16 protein-coding genes and 4 pseudogenes are annotated in these 16,234 nt (G+C 62.6%); 11 read left to right on the forward strand and 9 right to left on the reverse strand.

Features of this window, described 5'->3' with window-relative positions:
- Nucleotides 1-307: TetR/AcrR family transcriptional regulator (locus ACR2J1_RS07815; RefSeq protein ID WP_434018772.1), on the reverse strand; the 307-nt coding region annotated here is incomplete at its 3' end.
- A gap of 120 nt (nucleotides 308-427) precedes the next feature.
- On the opposite strand from ACR2J1_RS07815, the gene ACR2J1_RS07820 reads away from it, so the two are divergent.
- The 5 genes and pseudogenes from ACR2J1_RS07820 (at nucleotide 428) to ACR2J1_RS07840 (ending at nucleotide 3,119) form a co-directional block, all read left to right on the forward strand.
- The gene (locus ACR2J1_RS07820) at nucleotides 428-757 is read left to right on the forward strand and encodes an SDR family NAD(P)-dependent oxidoreductase (protein ID WP_434018773.1); all 330 of its coding nucleotides are present in this window, start codon (nucleotides 428-430) and stop codon (nucleotides 755-757) included.
- A pseudogene (locus ACR2J1_RS07825) lies at nucleotides 711-824 on the forward strand (hypothetical protein); the annotation flags it as partial. The gene ACR2J1_RS07820 and the pseudogene ACR2J1_RS07825, both read left to right, overlap by 47 nt.
- 89 nt (nucleotides 825-913) lie before the next feature.
- Nucleotides 914-1,051 (forward strand): annotated as a pseudogene (locus tag ACR2J1_RS07830) (SDR family oxidoreductase); the annotation flags it as partial.
- A gap of 77 nt (nucleotides 1,052-1,128) precedes the next feature.
- Nucleotides 1,129-1,827, forward strand: a pseudogene (locus tag ACR2J1_RS07835) (pirin family protein).
- Nucleotides 1,828-2,075: 248 nt separating this feature from the next.
- The gene (locus ACR2J1_RS07840; protein WP_434018774.1) at nucleotides 2,076-3,119 is read left to right on the forward strand and encodes a hypothetical protein; all 1,044 of its coding nucleotides are present in this window, start codon (nucleotides 2,076-2,078) and stop codon (nucleotides 3,117-3,119) included.
- A 67-nt stretch (nucleotides 3,120-3,186) separates the two neighbouring features.
- On the opposite strand, the gene ACR2J1_RS07845 is transcribed toward ACR2J1_RS07840, so the two are convergent.
- From ACR2J1_RS07845 to ACR2J1_RS07855, 3 genes are all read right to left on the reverse strand, one after another.
- Nucleotides 3,187-3,954, reverse strand: a complete 768-nt coding sequence (locus ACR2J1_RS07845) for an N-acetylmuramoyl-L-alanine amidase (RefSeq protein WP_434018775.1) — start codon at nucleotides 3,952-3,954, stop codon at nucleotides 3,187-3,189.
- A 127-nt stretch (nucleotides 3,955-4,081) separates the two neighbouring features.
- Entirely contained in the window at nucleotides 4,082-4,801 is a 720-nt protein-coding gene (locus tag ACR2J1_RS07850) for a TerB family tellurite resistance protein (protein WP_434018776.1), read from the reverse strand.
- A gap of 104 nt (nucleotides 4,802-4,905) precedes the next feature.
- Nucleotides 4,906-5,325: a hypothetical protein gene (locus ACR2J1_RS07855; RefSeq protein ID WP_434018777.1), complete on the reverse strand. Its 420-nt coding sequence runs from the start codon at nucleotides 5,323-5,325 to the stop codon at nucleotides 4,906-4,908.
- Nucleotides 5,326-5,491: 166 nt separating this feature from the next.
- Here ACR2J1_RS07855 and ACR2J1_RS07860 point away from each other — a divergent pair, with 166 nt between their 5' ends.
- Both ACR2J1_RS07860 and ACR2J1_RS07865 read left to right on the forward strand, forming a co-directional pair.
- On the forward strand, nucleotides 5,492-6,022 hold the full coding sequence (locus ACR2J1_RS07860; protein WP_434018778.1) for a gamma carbonic anhydrase family protein: 531 nt from the start codon (nucleotides 5,492-5,494) through the stop codon (nucleotides 6,020-6,022).
- Between the two features lie 18 nt (nucleotides 6,023-6,040).
- Nucleotides 6,041-9,643, forward strand: coding sequence for a hydantoinase B/oxoprolinase family protein (locus tag ACR2J1_RS07865; protein WP_434018779.1), 3,603 nt, complete (start codon nucleotides 6,041-6,043; stop codon nucleotides 9,641-9,643).
- A gap of 167 nt (nucleotides 9,644-9,810) precedes the next feature.
- Here ACR2J1_RS07865 and ACR2J1_RS07870 read toward each other — a convergent pair.
- The 3 genes and pseudogenes from ACR2J1_RS07870 to ACR2J1_RS07880 all read right to left on the reverse strand — a co-directional run.
- A pseudogene (locus ACR2J1_RS07870) lies at nucleotides 9,811-9,969 on the reverse strand (hypothetical protein); the annotation flags it as partial.
- Between the two features lie 163 nt (nucleotides 9,970-10,132).
- Nucleotides 10,133-10,348 carry a hypothetical protein gene (locus ACR2J1_RS07875; protein ID WP_434018780.1) on the reverse strand — a complete coding sequence of 72 codons (216 nt, stop codon included), beginning with the start codon at nucleotides 10,346-10,348 and terminating at the stop codon, nucleotides 10,133-10,135.
- A gap of 607 nt (nucleotides 10,349-10,955) precedes the next feature.
- The gene (locus tag ACR2J1_RS07880) at nucleotides 10,956-11,384 is read right to left on the reverse strand and encodes a DUF2852 domain-containing protein (protein ID WP_434018781.1); all 429 of its coding nucleotides are present in this window, start codon (nucleotides 11,382-11,384) and stop codon (nucleotides 10,956-10,958) included.
- A gap of 162 nt (nucleotides 11,385-11,546) precedes the next feature.
- Here ACR2J1_RS07880 and ACR2J1_RS07885 point away from each other — a divergent pair, with 162 nt between their 5' ends.
- On the forward strand, nucleotides 11,547-12,350 hold the full coding sequence (locus ACR2J1_RS07885) for a glycoside hydrolase family 25 protein (RefSeq protein WP_434018782.1): 804 nt from the start codon (nucleotides 11,547-11,549) through the stop codon (nucleotides 12,348-12,350).
- A 10-nt stretch (nucleotides 12,351-12,360) separates the two neighbouring features.
- On the opposite strand, the gene ACR2J1_RS07890 is transcribed toward ACR2J1_RS07885, so the two are convergent.
- Nucleotides 12,361-13,035, reverse strand: coding sequence for a TetR/AcrR family transcriptional regulator (locus tag ACR2J1_RS07890; protein WP_434018783.1), 675 nt, complete (start codon nucleotides 13,033-13,035; stop codon nucleotides 12,361-12,363).
- 187 nt (nucleotides 13,036-13,222) lie between these two features.
- On the opposite strand from ACR2J1_RS07890, the gene ACR2J1_RS07895 reads away from it, so the two are divergent.
- Nucleotides 13,223-14,389 carry a calcium:proton antiporter gene (locus tag ACR2J1_RS07895; protein ID WP_434018784.1) on the forward strand — a complete coding sequence of 389 codons (1,167 nt, stop codon included), beginning with the start codon at nucleotides 13,223-13,225 and terminating at the stop codon, nucleotides 14,387-14,389.
- A gap of 2 nt (nucleotides 14,390-14,391) precedes the next feature.
- Here ACR2J1_RS07895 and ACR2J1_RS07900 read toward each other — a convergent pair whose 3' ends face one another.
- On the reverse strand, nucleotides 14,392-14,601 hold the full coding sequence (locus tag ACR2J1_RS07900; protein ID WP_434018785.1) for a DUF2188 domain-containing protein: 210 nt from the start codon (nucleotides 14,599-14,601) through the stop codon (nucleotides 14,392-14,394).
- A 133-nt stretch (nucleotides 14,602-14,734) separates the two neighbouring features.
- Between ACR2J1_RS07900 and ACR2J1_RS07905 the strand changes: the two genes are divergently transcribed.
- Complete coding sequence (locus tag ACR2J1_RS07905; RefSeq protein WP_434018786.1) at nucleotides 14,735-15,244, forward strand: ATP-dependent zinc protease family protein; 510 nt, start codon at nucleotides 14,735-14,737, stop codon at nucleotides 15,242-15,244.
- Nucleotides 15,245-15,272: 28 nt separating this feature from the next.
- On the forward strand, nucleotides 15,273-16,178 hold the full coding sequence (gene rimK / locus ACR2J1_RS07910) for a 30S ribosomal protein S6--L-glutamate ligase (RefSeq protein ID WP_434018787.1): 906 nt from the start codon (nucleotides 15,273-15,275) through the stop codon (nucleotides 16,176-16,178).
- Nucleotides 16,179-16,234: the final 56 nt, after the last annotated feature.

Below are 16,234 nucleotides of genomic sequence, written 5' to 3' on the forward strand. Positions count from 1 at the left end.
CCGGATTGCATTTCTCTGTCAGGAAATCAGCCGTTCCGCGCAGCAAGTGAGCGACCGCATCGCGCGCTTTCGACTCCGCAAGGGCCTCCTGCACAAAGTCCGCACGCGCGTCGGCGTAGCGGTCGAGCACCTTGCGAAAGAGCTCCTCCTTGCTGCCGAAGGCGGCGTAGAGGCTTGGGGCCTTGATCCCCATGGCCTCGGTCAGGTCGCAGATGGTCGCGCCCTCATAGCCCTTGCGCCAGAAAACCTGTAGCGCGCGGTCCAACGCCTCTTCGGTGCAAAATGTGCGGGGGCGACCGATAGCCACAACCGTCCTTCCTTTCACTTTTTTATCATCCGCTACATAATGGTCTTGACAGGTTTCGTCCAGGGCCCATATGTGCGCGATCAGATATGTAATGTCTACTACACAATGAGGAGACGAGTTATGTCAAAGAAGCTCACAGGCAAGGTTGCCCTCGTTACCGGCGGATCGCGCGGCATCGGCGCCGCCATCGCGCATGCGCTTGCCGACGACGGCGCGGATGTCGCCATCAGCTATGCCGCATCCACGGCGAAGGCGGATGCCGTCGTCGAGGCTCTCAAGAAAAAAGGCGTGCGCGCCGCCGCGTTCAAGGCGGATCAGGCCGAGCGCCGGGAGGTCCAGGATCTTGTGGCCAAGGTGAAGAAGGATTTTCGGCCGGCTCGACATGCTCGTCAACAATGCGAGCGTGTTCGCGCAGGGCGAAGTCGGGGATGGCAGCAACAATCTCGATGAGCTCGATCGTCTGTTCGCGATCAATGTCGGCGGCGTCGTCAGCGCGGTCCGCGCGGCTGCACCCCTGATGACAAAAGGGGGGCGCATCATCTCCATCGGCTCCGTAGTCGGCGAGGCCACCCCCAACCCCGGCGTCGCCGACGGGCAACACGGACTTCGCGGAGTTCTAAGACCGCTCTCGGCCGTTACGGCACGTCGAAAGAGGTTGCCGCCGCCGTCACCTTTCTTGCGGGGCCGGAGGCTTCCTACATTACGGGATCGGTCATCACGGTCGATGGCGGGTTCAACGCCTAAACTCACCAGCATCAGAGCCCGGCACCATTTTGGGTGACGGGGCTCAGAGCAGCGCTGTTCTGTAAGGAGGTAGAGGAATGATTGAGCGCAGACCCTTCAACGAGCTTGGGGCAGCCGATCACGGCTGGCTCAAAGCGAAACACCATTTTTCCTTCGCCAATTATCGCGATCCCAATCGCGTCAGCCACGGCGCGTTGCGCGTGTGGAACGACGAAGAGATCGCACCCCACGCTGGCTTCCCGCCGCATCCGCACGCCAACATGGATATTATCACCTATTGGCGCTAGTGCGCCATCACACATGAGGACAGTCTCGGTAACAAAGGCCGCACCGAAGCCGGCGACGTGCAGGTGATGAGCGCAGGCAGCGGCGTCCGGCACGCCGAATACAATCAAGAGGACGTGCCGACCAAGATCTTCCAGATCTGGATCGAGCCGAACCAGGCCGGCGGCGAGCCGTCCTGGGGCGCGAAGCCGTTTCCTAGATCCGATCGCTCGGGAAAGCTCGTGCCTCTGGCAAGCGGCTTTCGTGACGACCAGGACGCGCTGCCGATGCGCACCGATGCGCGCGTGCTTGGCGTGAGCTTGCAGGCAGGCGAGACGGCCGAATATCGCCTCGGCAAGGCGCGGCACGGTTATCTGGTGCCGGCGCGCGGCAGTGTCGAGGTGAACGGTGTACGGCTTGCCGCTCGGGACGGCGCGGCCATCGCCAACGAGGACTTGGTGACGATCACCGCGCTCGAAGATGCCGAATTGGTGCTTGTCGACGCCGCCTAACCTTAAGGCCGCGCGACCCGCTCCTCAGTATGAGGCGTCCCCCGCCCCTTGTGCTGAGGAGCCTTTCTTAAACCCGAGCATTCGCGTCACTGATTCCGCCTGCGGTCGTTCTCGGCACTCGTCCACTACGCAGGCTGGACTATTGCCCCGTTGTAACGGCAATTTGATACCGAATCTGCGGACAGTTGCCTATTCTCACGGTAATATTGCCCGGGCTAATTACCACCCCGCCCAAGAGGACGCGAACCATGACGGATTGCAGGATTCAACGCTCTCGAGTTTCGATCGCAGCCTACACTGCGGTCCTCCTGCTCCTGGGATTCGCCAATCCGAGTTTTGCGGCTGACGGCGAGTTCGACGACAGCTGCGCCATGGGCCTCGCCTCAGGCCAGACGGTGAAGAGCGACTGCTCCGTGAATTGGACCGACGAGGACGGCAAGGTCTATTGCTTCTCCTCGGAGAATTCCAAGGCGGCGTTCCTCAAAGATCCAAAAAGCAACATCCAGAAAGCGCGCGAGTTCGTTACGTCGAAACAGGCTGCTGCCGCTTCCGGCAGCAAAAGTTTCGGCGAGGAAGATGTCAACAAGCGCGTCCAGGAGGTGCTCAATGAGCGCTCCAAGGATGGTGCCTTCGTCTTTCACGACGCCAAGCTCAACGCCGACCTCAACCTAGTGTTCGAGAAGATCAAGGTCGTGCGCGGCATGGAGGGCTATGGCTGGTTCGCCAATGTGATCTTCAGCGATAAGGACGAGACAAAGAAGCAATACGCCATCGACTTTTGGTTCAAGCCGGAAGGCAACGAGCTGAAGCTGATGGACATCCGCGTGCAGAAGGGTCCGAAACGCGACGGCGACGGCTATTACATGATCACCCGCCTCCCGGTTGCCTGGTGGTGGCTGCCGGTGCAGGAGCATCCCGGCGACATGGAGGTACGGCGTGCCTGGCATGTCATGAGCGCGATCCACAATTACATTGCCGCGAACAAGGACAACAAGGGCGCCATCTCTCTTAAAGACGAAAAGACCGGCGAGACCATCCCGCTGGAGTTCATCGAGATGCATCAGCCGATCCGGCGGCTGAAGAAGGACGGACAATATTTCGCCTGCACCGACTTCCGCAAGGTCGGCAGCAAGGACGAATATTACGACATCGATTTCTGGCTCGACGACAAAGCCGGCAAGCTCAAGGTCGAGAACGTCAAAATCCATAAGGCTCCGATCCAGGAGGATGGGATCTGGACGCAGGAGCCGCGCTACACCTTTGAGGGCATGGATTTCGAAGTCACGCAGTAGGGCTACAAGTTTTTTCAACGCCTCCGGCGATTTTGCAAGGCCCGCTTCATTGGCGGGCCTTGTCGATTCACGCTCCGGCGCGACCTTCGCGCAAGGCAACGAGCCGATGCAGGGTATCGAGAGTCGAGGCATCGGCGCGCCCATCGATCCGAGCGGGGCGAAAATGACGCTGGAAGGCGAGCATGACCTGCTCCAGCCCGCGTCCATAGGTGCCGGTCGGCTCGACGCCATAGCCGTAAGCCTGAAGCGTGCGCTGCAAATCCTCGACCGCAACGCCTTCGTCGCCCAGGCCCAGGCCAGGGTCCTCCCCGAGAGGCGCCGGCTCGACCCAAAGTCCGATGCCGGATCGCGCGAGGCCCGCCCAGTCGAACTTCTCGCCGGGATCGCGCTTGCGCACCGGCGCCACGTCGGAATGCGCGAGCACACGATCGTGCGGGATGGAATGACGCGTGAAGATATCGAGGCACAGCGCTTCGACGGCACGCATCTGCGCGGCGGGAAAATCAGGATAATCGAAATCGTGCCCCGGATTGTGGATCTCGATGCCGATGGAACAGGAGTTGAGATCGGTCTCGCCCGCCCAGAGGCTTTGCCCCGCATGCCAGGCGCGCATGGACTCCTCAACCAATTGCGTGATGCCGCCGTCCTCGTCGACGAAATAGTGGCAGGACACCTTCGACTCTTCGCGAGTCAGCCAGTCGAGTGCGGCGTCGGCCGACCCCATGCCGGTATAGTGCAGAAGCAGCATGTCGGGCTTACGGTTGTCGCGGCGCGCCTCCACGTTCGGCGACGGGCACCACAGGGTTGCGAGCGTGCTGTCGGGCGCTGCGGTCATGGTATTTGCCCTGTCATTGCCCGGCTGACCGTGCAATCCAATCGTCCAGGCAATCCTAGATCATCAGGCAGTGGTTGCTCTGGATTCCCCGCCTGCGCGGGAATGACCCCGGCGGCAGCGGCCAGCGCTAGATCCCGCGCTCCTTGGAGATCATGTCATAGGACTCGTTGATGGCCGCGACCTTCTCGGTGGCAATGGCAACGAACTCCTTCGGCACGCCGCGAGCCATCAGCTTGTCAGGGTGATTGTCGGCAACAAGCCTGCGGTAATGGGACTTGAGCTCGTCATTGCCGATACTCGGATGCACGCCGAGCACGTCGTAGGGATTCCGCTTCGCGGCCGACACATGGCGCGCCTTGATGTAGCCAAACTCCGTTTCCGTGAATCCGAAACGCTTGGCCACCTCGCCCAAAAACTGCTCCTCGCGCGGGTGCACCGCATCGTCGGATTTGGCGATGTGGAACAGACCTTCGAGCACATCCTCCAGCAGCTTGCGGTTGCCCTTGAACATGGCGGCAAGCTGCTCGGCATAGGCCTCGTAGCCGGCGACATCCTGCTTGGCGAGATTGAACACGCGCGCCACGTTCTTCATTTCGCCTTCCGGCACCTTGAACACTTCCTTGAAGGCGTTGACTTCATCCATGGTGACCACGCCGTCGGCCTTGGCCATCTTGGCGCCGAGAGCAATCACGCCGACGGTAAAGGCGACCTGGTTCTCCGCCGGGCCCTCCTGCTCCTGATCGCGATCAATGGCGTAATGACCCGCAACGCCGCCGAGCAGCGCCCCGATCGGACCTCCGATGGCAAGCCCTGCGGCCGCACCGGCCAACTTTCCCCAAACCGACATGCCAGCACCCCGAAACTTATTAGCGGTTAGACCATAAGGACTTTTGCGCCGCGCCGCATCGGCGATTTTAAGGCGCGCGACCCGTGGCAGGGCTGTAGGACGGGCTAAGAGCCCCGAAGATTGGCGAGAATCGACAGTTTAGGCTCGTCGACGTCGAGGCCCTGGCGGAGGCGGCGCTCCACATGCCAGGAGCGGACGAAGGTCCAAACGAACAGCCATAGCGAGAAGACCACATTGATCGCGGTGCCCACCCAGAGAACCATGCTTCCCAACTCGAAAAGTTTGGCAGCGGCCACGATGAAAGCCTCGAAGATGATCCCAATACCGATGGCCATGCAGATCGCGGCGCAAAACGAGGTGATGAAGATCATCACGGGGCCGCCGCCACGATGAACGCGCTGATAGGTCGCTTCGGTATCCATGCTGATCACTGGGTCCAGATGCGGCGGGAACTGGTTCCCCTCATAGCCGACGGGCGGGAAGCCAGACAAGAGGCTGGCGCGCCAAGCCCGGGTTGCAGCCATTTTTGGCTCTCGGGATCAAGGCAATCGCGGACGTGGCCGTGAACTCGAACATCAGCGGCCTCTCGGGCCGCGCGGGCCGCGCCCCGCTAAGGTGCCGCGGACATGACAACGACGCGGAAGTTGCTTATCCAAAGACCCGGACGTGACCTCATTTGATGGAGCCCGCATGGCAATTTACGCGCTCGACGGAGAGGCCCCGGAGCTTCCCGGCGACGGCCTTTACTGGGTGGCGGACACGGCGGTCGTGGTCGGGCGGGTGCGGCTCGCGTCCGATGTCAGCATCTGGTACGGCTCGGTGCTGCGCGGGGACAATGAGTGGATCGAGATCGGCGCGGGCTCACAGATCCAAGACAATTGCACTTTGCACACCGACCCGGGCTTTCCACTCAGCATCGGCGATGGGTGCGTCATCGGGCACAATGTCGTGCTGCATGGCTGCACGATCGGCAATCACAGCCTGATCGGCATGGGCGCCATCATCCTCAACGGCGCGCGCATCGGCGCGAATTGTCTGGTCGGCGCGGGCGCCCTCGTCACCGAGGGCAAGGAATTTCCCGACAGCACCGTGATCCTTGGCGCGCCGGCCAAAGCCGTACGCGATGCCGACGACAAAGTGCGCGCCATGACAGCGCGTGCGGCCGATGTTTATGTGCAACGCTTTAAACGCTACGCATCGGGCTTGAAGCGCATCGACTGAAGTGGGTAACTCCGTTTCATGTCCAGCAGCGGCAAGTGGCACTTCTTCATCGATCGCGGCGGCACGTTCACCGACATCGTGGCGCGGGCGCCCGACGGTGAACTCGTCACGCGGAAGTTGCTTTCGGAAAATCCCGAGCACTACGACGACGCGGCGATCGCCGGCATCGCCGACCTCATCGGCGTGCCGCGTGCCCGCGCCCTGCCGAGCGACCTGATTGAGGGCGTCCGCATGGGCACCACCGTCGCCACCAATGCGCTCTTGGAGCGCAAGGGCGACCGCGTGCTCCTGATCGTAAGCCAAGGATTTCGGGACGGCCTGGAGATCGGCTATCAGGCGCGGCCAAAGATCTTCGCCCGCAAGATCGAGAAGCCCTCGATGCTCTACGCTCGCGTGGCCGAGGTGCCGGAGCGCGTGCGGTCCGACGGCAGTGTCGAGACCCGACTCGATCTCGGCGCGGTGCGCGCGACGCTCGTCAAGGCGCAAGGCGAAGGCATCGATGCCATCGCCATTGTCTTCATGCATGCCTATGCCTATCCGGGCCATGAGCAGGAGGCGGCGCGGCTGGCACGGGGAATGGGCTTCGGCCAAGTCTCGGCGAGCCACGAAGTAAGTCCGCTCGTCAAGTTCGTCGCACGCGGCGATACCACGGTCGTCGACGCCTATCTCTCTCCCCTGTTGCGCCGATATGTGCAGCGCGTGGCCAAGGCGCTTGCCGCGCAGCGCGGTGCAACCGGCCCCCGCCTCTTCTTCATGCAGTCGTCTGGCGGGCTGACCTCGGCCAATCTGTTTCGCGGCAAGGACGCGATCCTGTCCGGTCCGGCGGGTGGCGTGGTCGGTGCCGTCGAGACGGCGCTGCAAGCGGGATTCGCGAAGGTCGTCGGCTTCGACATGGGCGGCACCTCGACCGATGTCTGCCACTATGACGGCATCTACGAGCGCACCTTCGAAAGCGTGGTCGCGGGCGCGCGCGTTCGTGCGCCGATGATGCTCATTTATACCGTCGCGGCGGGCGGCGGATCGATCCTGCATTACGACGCCGGGCGCTTTCGCGTCGGGCCAGACTCCGCCGGCGCAGATCCGGGACCTTTGAGCTATCGCCGCGGCGGCCCGCTGACCGTCACCGACGCCAATGTCATGACGGGCAAGCTGCGGCCCGAGTTTTTTCCGCATATTTTTGGGCCGGGCCAAGACGAGACGCTGAACCGGAAGGCGGTCGCGCGCGCCTTCTCCGCTCTCGCACGCAAGCTCGGCGATGGGCGGAGCGCCGAAGAGATCGCGGACGGCTTCATCAAGATCGCGGTGGAGAACATGGCGAATGCCATCAAATCCGTCTCCGTGCAGCGGGGCTACGATGTCAGCGACTACGTGCTGAACTGCTTCGGGGGCGCCGGCGGGCAGCATGCCTGCCTCGTCGCCGATGCGCTCGGCATGGTGCGCGTGTTGCTACATCCCCTCTCGGGCGTGCTCTCGGCCTATGGCATGGGGCTCGCATCGTTGAGCGCGACGCGCAGCAAGGCGGTGCTCCAACCATTCGACGAGCGCGGGCTTACCGTACTGGAACAGATCCGAAAGCCGCTCGAGGTCGAGGTCCGGCAAGAGCTGATGCACCAAGGCGTCGAGAGCGAGGACATCAGGATCATCGCCAACGCGCATCTGCGTTACGCCGGTACCGACAGCGCCATTCCCGTTCCGGTCGCGAGCTTTCGCGGCATGCGCGCTTTATTCGAGATCGCACACCAGCAGCGCTTCGGCTTTATCAGTCCAGAAAAGGATATCGAGATCGAGGCAGTGGAAGTCGAGGCCGCCGGCGGCGGCGAACGGCTGGAGACGCCGGACGACGTCGCGCCCGCGCCCGAGCCGCCCGAGCCGCATAGCCTGGGCGAGTTCTTCGCGAGCGGGCTCTGGCATGAAGCGCCGATCTTTCTGCGCGCAGACCTGGTGGCAGGGCATCGGATCGACGGGCCCGCGCTCCTCATCGAAGATCACCAGACCGTCGTGGTCGAGCCGGAATGGCAGGCGGAGGTTACGCCGAAGAACGACCTCCTACTCACGTGCAGCAAGCGCAAAGAGGAGGCGCGGGTGAGCAGACGCGCCGACCCGGTCATGGTCGAAATCTTCAACAATCTCTTCACTTCGATCGCGGAGCAGATGGGCTATGCGCTGCAGAACACGGCGCGCTCCGTGAATATCAAAGAGCGCCTCGATTTCTCTTGCGCCATTTTCGACGCCAAGGGACGCCTGATCGCCAATGCCCCGCATATCCCGGTGCATCTCGGCTCGATGGATCGCAGCGTGGAGACCGTTCTCCGGGAGGCGGAGGCGCTGAAGCCGGGCGATGTGTGGATGCTGAACGCGCCCTATAATGGCGGCACGCATCTGCCCGACATCACCGTCGTCACGCCCGTCTTTGCGGAGAACAGCCCGGACCTCCTGTTCTTCGTCGCGGCGCGCGGTCACCACGCCGATATCGGCGGCATCGCGCCCGGCTCGATGAGCCCGAAGGCAAAATCGATCGAGGAGGAAGGCGTCTATATCGATCCCTTCAAGCTCGTCGAGAGCGGACGCTTTCGGGAAGACGCGGTGCAGGCGCTCCTGACCGGGGCGCCCTATCCCGCGCGCAATCCGGCGCAGAACATCGCCGACCTCAAGGCGCAAGTCGCCGCCAACGAGAAGGGTGTCGCGGAGCTGCGCAAGATGGTGCGGCGCTACGGGGCGGGCACGGTGCGCGCCTATATGGGACACGTGCAGGACAACGCGGCGGAGGCGGTGCGCGACGTGATCGCCACGCTCAAATCTTCCAGCTTCGAGATCGAAACCGATCAGGGCAGCATCATCAAAGTCGTGATCAAGATCGACCGCAAGGCGAAGACGGCGCTGATCGACTTCACCGGAACGAGCGAACAGGCGCGAGACACCTTCAACGCGCCGGAGCCCATTACGCGCGCGTGCGTGCTCTATGTGTTTCGTACCCTCGTCGACGACGACATTCCGCTCAATGCGGGCTGCCTCCGGCATATCAAGATCGTGGTGCCGAAGGGATCGATGCTGAAACCCGCCTACCCCGCGGCCGTGGCGGGCGGCAATGTGGAGACGAGCCAGGCGATCGTGAACTGCCTGTTCGGCGCGCTCGGCGTGCTCGGCTCGGCGCAAGGCACGATGAACAATCTGACCTTCGGCAACGAGCAATTCCAATATTACGAAACGATCTGTTCCGGCGCGCCGGCAGGCGACGGCTTCGACGGCGCCGCCGCGGTGCAAACGCATATGACCAATTCCCGCCTCACCGATCCCGAGGTTTTGGAACTGCGCTATCCCGTGCTCTTGGAACGCTTCGAGATCAGGCGCGGCTCCGGCGGCAAGGGCGAGTGGCGCGCGGGCGACGGCACGCAACGGGTCATCCGATTTCTGGAGCGCATGGACTGCGCCATTCTTTCCGGCTTCCGTAGGGTGCGGCCATTCGGCCTGATCGGTGGTGCGGCGGGAGAAACGGGCGAGAACTGGGTGCGGCGGAAGAACGGACAGGTCGAGCGGCTGAAAGGCTCCGACCAGACGGTGCTCGACGCGGGCGACGCCATTATCATCAAGACGCCGACCGGCGGGGGCTTTGGCGCGGAATGAAAGACCGCGCGCAAAGTCCAGCGCGCGCTAGCCGTCGCTCCGGGGCGGCACCGCCAGAACATCCATTCGGCACTGCTGAGACGCCTTCGGCGACACTGCCAAGAAACCACTTCTCGACCCCCGTGGCGCCCATGCGTGCCGACAATCGTGAGATCCGCCTTCACGTCGCGCGCGGCTTTGGCGATGGCCGTTGCAGGCGGTTCTTCCGCGAGCTGGATCACGCGGTGTCCTGCCACGATCCCCGCCTTGCGAATAAATTCCTCAAGCTCGCGCTCCGCCCTTTTCCCCTCCTTGGCAATGCGATCCTCGAATTCCTTCACCGTCATCGAGGCCCGTACGATCGGACTCCGCGCATCGGAGTCGAACACGTGCAGCGCGCCGCATCAGAGATCGGCTCGCTCCGGCCCACGAAAGCCTATTCAGAAGACTTCAAGTTGATTTCTGTTGTCGCCTTGTGGCCAGGTTCAGATTTCGCGGCCGCGCTTCGCCTCAATCGTCACCGGGAAGCACAGCGTGAGATAGCTTCGCAGTTCGAAAATTACTCTCGGCTCGGACCAAGCTTGTTTTGCGGTCCTTGAGGAGGCTGTCGCGATAAGCCCCCTGCAACTCTTTCACGATGTGATGCACTTTGGTCGGCCCGACGCGGTACAGATAGCTGTCGGCGGTGATGCCTATGACCCCTGAGCAGCGAGTCTTTGCTGACATCCGCGGCGGTCATCACTGCCGTCGATGTCGAGGTCGCGAGGGTCAAAATAACCTTGAGCCGGTTCTTCCGCCTATCGAGCTTAAATAGGTCCTCGATGTACGTCGCAGGCTTCGTCAATATAATTGAAGCCAGCAAGGGTGAGGTCGTAATAAGAAGCCAGCAAGGGTGAGGTCGTAATAATTTGTCACCCGATATTGAGACTTGATTACATCTAAAACTTCGACCTGCCGCTGAACTGAGGTGGCAACCGCCGCGGGCTGTAGGACGGGATCGGGGCCATAGCGAGTCGGCGGCAGCCAATTCCCACAGCCCTGCAAAAGCGAAATCACCAGCAAGACACATCCATACGCTACGCATCGGGCCCTCCCAACCTTACGACTGGCCCCCAACGCGTGCCGGTTTTCGCTCAAGACAGAGGTGAGTTGGAGCAAATAGTAAGTCTCAGGATTCTCACGTCAATCCAAAGACTTGTATCGTATCCGGAAAAGCGTATACGTGTTGGGTTGCAGAAATGCCACTATAGCGTGCCTGTCCGGCCACGAAGAAGGGCGCGGAACTGCGTCCCGCGCCCTCGCTGTCGTTGCCTCTCTAAACGTGCCGCAGAGCTTAACCCGTGCTCGGTGCGGTGCCGCCCCGGCGTTCGGCCATGAACTGATCGAATTCCGCCTTGTCGCGGGCCTTTCGAAGCCGACTGAGGAACGTCTGAAACTCGCTCGCTTCTTCCTCGAGACGGCGCAGGGTTTCATCGCGATACTCGTCGAAGGCTGCATTGCCGGTTGGGCGGAAGGGCGTCATCCCACGCCCCCAGCGCACGACCTCGCGGCCGATATCAGTCTCTTTCCACTCGCGTTTCCAAGCTCCGCCTCCCATGCGTCCACTCCAAATCAAATAGGCCAAGACACCCAAGCCGATGGGCCACCACGCGATGAAGCCCACGATCATTGCCGTGATCCAGGCGGGCTTCCCGTACTCGTCCAAGGCAGTAACCAGGTGCATCGCAGTCCTTCCTTCAGTGTGAATGTTATTCACATTCACATAAATGTCCCTGCTCCGTCCAGAGTCAAGAGGTGGGACGAAATGTGATCGCCGCCAATTCGCGGCCATGGCAGCCCACATCATCCTGCAAGCGCGGACGGCCTGGCCGCAAAATTTTAACCCCTCAGCTCTAGACCTTAAAAATTGAGAAAAACCGGATGAATGCGTCGGCGGTCAATCACCCTCATGCCTGTGGCGTTTCGCGTATCTGTAACGATGGCCGTAGCGGCAGGGCTCTTCGCCGTCTTGTCGGCCGGCGAGATCGCGCAGTCGCGGTCGCGGTCGTTGTCGGATCATAAGCCGCACGAGGCCGTGGCGCGCGCTCATACCATGCCGGTGCAGGGAATCGACGTCTCCGCGTGGCAGGGCGACATCGACTGGCAGTCCGTGCGCAAGGCAGGCGTGCAGTTCGCCTTCATCAAAGCCACGGAAGGCGGCGACCACCTCGATCCGAAATTCCTGCAAAACTGGTATGCGGCCAAGCGTGCTGGGGTTGCCCGCGGCGCTTATCATTTCGTGTATTGGTGCCGACCCGCGCATGAACAGGCGCTGTGGTTCATGCTGAACGTGCCGCCGGATCCGGACGCTTTACCGCCGGTGCTCGACGTGGAGTGGAACGGCCACTCCAAGAAATGCCCGAAAAAGGTTTCGCGCGACGTTGCGCTTGCAAAGATCAAGCTGCTGCTGGCCGCCATGGAGGCGCATACCGGCCGCAAGCCGATCATCTACACCGATCTTGTGTTTCACCGCGAGGTGCTCGTGGGTGAATTGAAGGACTATCATTTCTGGCTGCGCTCCGTCGCCGCAGAGCCGGAGAAGGTCTACCGGCAGCGCAACTGGGCCTTCTGGCAGTTCTCCACAACGGGATACGTGCCGGGCATCAAAGGCAAGGTCGATCGCAACAGCTTCAACGGCCAGCAGAGTTCTTGGGACCGCGTGCTGAAATGGCTGGAAGCGAGCAACTAAGCGCGCGGATTTAGGGCGCCGGCATAGGGCCGTCCGCCGGAGTCCCGCCCGGCAAAATACCGAGTCCTTTCAAATAGATCAGCATCGCGCTTTCCAGGATGTCTTCAGGCGTCATCGGTACCTTTGCGGTTTGCCGTCCGCTCTGCGCGAACAATGTCGCAACACCATGCGACATGGCCCAGATATGCAGGCTCAAGAGTTTGACCGGCGGCCGCTCGCTCTCCGGCAGCGCGCGGCAGAGCGCCACGGCGGCGCGGTTAAGCACATCGAAGGCGCGCTCGGCGACGGCGCTTTGCGCGGCCTCGCCGTTCCCTGCGAGCTCCGACTCGAACATCACGGCATAGCTCGCCGGTTCCTCGCGCGCGAAAGCAAGATAGGCGCGGCCAAGATTCTCGAACGCGGAGAGCGGCGTGGGCACGCCATTGTTCCAGGCGAGGTCGAGCCGCGCGGCGAAACGCTCAAACCCGACGCGGGCAACCTCGGCGAGAAGGGCATCGCGATCCCGGAAATGACGATAGGGTGCGGCGGGGCTCACGCCCGCGAGCCGCGCGGCCTCCGTCAAACTGAACCCGAGCGCGCCATGCTGTTCGATCAGCTTTCGCGCGGCCTCCAACAGCACCTCTTTGAGGTTGCCGTGATGATAGGAGCGGGGCCGGCGCCAACCGGGGCGGTCTGACAATTCCATGTGAATGGCTATCACATCGGCACGCCCCGTTGTAGCAAGAGATGCTGGGGCAGCGCCGCAACCTGAAGCCCTGGCACCATTTATGCCTGCCCCGTCACACCGCGCGGCCAAACGACACCGTGCTAGTTTCGCCCTTCGCGCCCTGGCAATGTGGTCGATGGCGGACGCAATCGGGAGACGAAGCGCCATGAACGAGCAAAAGGAAGCTGCCCTGGAAGGCGCACCCAAGCGCAGCCTGCGGTCGTCCCTTTTTCTGGAGGCGCCGGCGATAATCGGATTTTTAAGCGTCGCCTTGTTCAATTTTTTCGAGAAAACGCTGTTCACCGATCTCACGAACCCGGTCGTGACCAGCCTCAGCTTCATCTATCTGTTCGGCGTCATGCTGTGGTGCGCCTTTGCGGCGGTGCGCCACGGCGACGCCATCGCGTCCGTGTTGGGAGAGCCATACGGGACGCTCATTCTCACCTTCTCGGTCATCACCATCGAGGTGTCGCTGCTCGCCTCGATCATGCTGCACGGCGACAATAACCCCACGCTCGCCCGCGACGCGATGTTCGCAACGTTGATGATCGTGCTGAACGGCATGGTCGGCACGGCTCTGTTGATGGGTGCGCTGCGCTATTGGGAGCAGGAATATAATCTTGAAGGTGCGCGGGCCTTCCTCGTTGTCATCGCCTCTCTCTCAGTCTTCGCGCTGATCCTGCCGAACCATACGCAAACCGCGCCCGATCCCGGGGAAGCTCCGTTTCAGGCCGGGTTGTTCGCCGCCATTACGATCCTGTTCTATATCGTTTTCGTCGTCATCCAGACGATGCGGCACCGGGCGTTCTTCGCCGAGCCGAAAGGCAGTGGCGGCGGCACGGCGCTGGCGCGCGAATATATTCCGCGTCGGCCGCCAAGGGGCTCGCTTGCCTACCACGTCGTCATGCTGGTGCTGACAGTGCTCCCGGTCGTTCTGCTCTCGGAGCATATCGCGATCATCGTCGATTTCGGTATCGAGGAGCTGCGTCTGCCGGCGGCGCTCGGAGGCGTCCTGATCGCCGTCCTGGTGCTATCGCCCGAGGGGCTTACCGCCTTTCACGCCGCGCTCGATAATCGCCTGCAGCGCGCGGTGAATGTGTGTCTCGGCTCCGCGCTTGCGACGGTTGGACTCACCATCCCCGCCGTGCTGACGATCGGGCTCGTCACCGGCCATGACGTCCACCTCGGTCTCAGCGAAGTGGAGACGGTGCTCCTGATCCTCACCCTGTTCGTCAGCGCGCTGACCTTCGGAGGCGCGCGTACCAACGTCCTGCAGGGAACCGTGCATTTGCTGCTCTTCGTCGTCTATCTGGCGATGATCTTCAGCCCGTGAGCCTAGCCGCCGCGGCGCGCATAGGTGTTGCGCTCGCGGATCACACCGTTTCGGCCGTGCAGAATGGCGTCCGCGCGCTCCTTGCGGGCCAGGGCCTTCGCCTTCTCCCAAGCCTCGCCCTGGGTCTTGAACAGGGCCCAGGGCGCAAGAGCGCCCTCTGCCTGCACCGCCCAGCGTTCCCCGTGGACGACGACGTGCTGATTTTTTCCCAAGGTCCACTGCCCCCAGCTCGGGGTAACTATACGCGCCGGTCTCGGGGCAGAGAAGCCATCTCGACAGGCGGACGTGGCGGTCCCCGCGTCCGCCGACTAGGATGCAGCGAGTTTATTGTTCAGCAGCAGGCACATGCCCGGACGCCGCATCCCATCGAGAGAAAACCTGCGCGTCGGCTGGCGCGAATGGGTGCGCCTGCCCGAACTCCGCGTCGACGCCATCAAGGCCAAGATCGACACCGGCGCGCGCACGAGCGCGCTGCATGCGTATCGCATCGAGCCTTTCCGCAGTGAAGGCGAACTCTGGGTGCGCTTCGAGATCCATCCCGTGCAGCGAAGCGACGCCGGCCGCGTGATTTGCGAGGCGCGCGCGGTCGATGAGCGGCAGGTCCGCAACTCCGGAGGCCAAGTCGAGCAGCGCTATGTGATCGAGACGGTGCTGTCGCTCGGAAACACATCCTGGTCCATCGAACTCGCACTCACCAATCGCGACCCGATGGGCTTCCGCATGCTGCTCGGGCGCACGGCGCTCAAGCGCCGCGTCATGATTGAGCCCGGGCGCTCCTTTCTGCTGGGGCCTACACCGTTCAGTCTCCGTAGCCTACGCCGCAGCTTAGCCCGCGCGGGCGAAACCCTCCCCTAACCGTCATTCCAAGAGCCAGAAGACAGCCATGAAAATCGCGTTGCTCGCGCGCAATCCAGACCTCTACAGCCACAAGCGCATCTGCGAAGCGGCGCGCGCGCGGGGCCACGAAATCGAGGTGATCAACACCTTGCGCGTCTCCATCAACATCACCTCGAAACGGCCAGCTCTCTATTACCGCAAGCGCCGGCTGGGGGATTTCGACGCGGTGATCCCGCGCATCGGCGCATCGGTGACATATTACGGCCTGGCCGTGCTGCGCCAGTTCGAGGTCATGGGGGTCTACCCGCTGAACGAGTCGGTTGCGATCGGGCGCAGCCGCGACAAGCTGCGTTGCCTCCAGCTCCTCGCGCGGCGCGGCATCGGACTGCCGACGACCGCCTTCACCAACGATCCGAAACAGGCCGAAGACGTTATCGATCTCGTCGGCGGCGCTCCGGTGGTCATCAAGCTGCTTGAGGGCACGCAAGGCATCGGCGTGATGCTCGGCGAGACGATGAAGTCGGCGAAGTCCGTGATCGAGGCGTTCCAGGGCGCGAATGTGAACATTCTGGTGCAGGAGTTCATCAAGGAGGCGGGCTCCACCGACATCCGTGCGCTCGTTATCGGGGATCGCGTTGTCGCCACCATCAAGCGCCAGGGGCCGCCGGGAGAGTTCAGATCCAACCTGCATCGCGGCGGCTCGGGCGAGAAGGTGAAGATCACGCCGCAGGAACGCGCCATCGCGGTGAAGGCCGCGCGGACGCTCGGCCTCAATGTCTGCGGGGTGGACATGCTGCGCTCCAAGAGCGGGCCGCTGGTCATGGAACTCAACTCCTCGCCGGGCATCGCCGGGCTCGAGAAAGCGACCGGCGTCGACGTGGCCGGGCTGATGATCGACTTTTTGGAGCGCAACGCCGCCCCCGGCCACACCAAAACCAAGGGCAAGGGATGAGGACACCGGCGCTTACGTCTTGTATATGTCCCCAGTTTCGTCATCCTCCGGGCGCC

This window comes from Methyloceanibacter sp., assembly GCF_050999895.1.
In the GTDB taxonomy this organism is placed as follows: domain Bacteria; phylum Pseudomonadota; class Alphaproteobacteria; order Rhizobiales; family Methyloligellaceae; genus Methyloceanibacter.

Coding starts and splice junctions, on each gene's coding strand:
- ACR2J1_RS07820 (WP_434018773.1), top strand. CDS start 428: ATGTCAAAGAAGCTCACAGGCAAGGTTGCCCTCGTTACCGGCGGATCG.
- ACR2J1_RS07840 (WP_434018774.1), top strand. CDS start 2,076: ATGACGGATTGCAGGATTCAACGCTCTCGAGTTTCGATCGCAGCCTAC.
- ACR2J1_RS07845 (WP_434018775.1), bottom strand. CDS start 3,954: ATGACCGCAGCGCCCGACAGCACGCTCGCAACCCTGTGGTGCCCGTCG.
- ACR2J1_RS07850 (WP_434018776.1), bottom strand. CDS start 4,801: ATGTCGGTTTGGGGAAAGTTGGCCGGTGCGGCCGCAGGGCTTGCCATC.
- ACR2J1_RS07855 (WP_434018777.1), bottom strand. CDS start 5,325: ATGGCTGCAACCCGGGCTTGGCGCGCCAGCCTCTTGTCTGGCTTCCCG.
- ACR2J1_RS07860 (WP_434018778.1), top strand. CDS start 5,492: ATGGCAATTTACGCGCTCGACGGAGAGGCCCCGGAGCTTCCCGGCGAC.
- ACR2J1_RS07865 (WP_434018779.1), top strand. CDS start 6,041: ATGTCCAGCAGCGGCAAGTGGCACTTCTTCATCGATCGCGGCGGCACG.
- ACR2J1_RS07875 (WP_434018780.1), bottom strand. CDS start 10,348: ATGTCAGCAAAGACTCGCTGCTCAGGGGTCATAGGCATCACCGCCGAC.
- ACR2J1_RS07885 (WP_434018782.1), top strand. CDS start 11,547: ATGCGTCGGCGGTCAATCACCCTCATGCCTGTGGCGTTTCGCGTATCT.
- ACR2J1_RS07890 (WP_434018783.1), bottom strand. CDS start 13,035: ATGGAATTGTCAGACCGCCCCGGTTGGCGCCGGCCCCGCTCCTATCAT.
- ACR2J1_RS07895 (WP_434018784.1), top strand. CDS start 13,223: ATGAACGAGCAAAAGGAAGCTGCCCTGGAAGGCGCACCCAAGCGCAGC.
- ACR2J1_RS07905 (WP_434018786.1), top strand. CDS start 14,735: ATGCCCGGACGCCGCATCCCATCGAGAGAAAACCTGCGCGTCGGCTGG.
- rimK (WP_434018787.1), top strand. CDS start 15,273: ATGAAAATCGCGTTGCTCGCGCGCAATCCAGACCTCTACAGCCACAAG.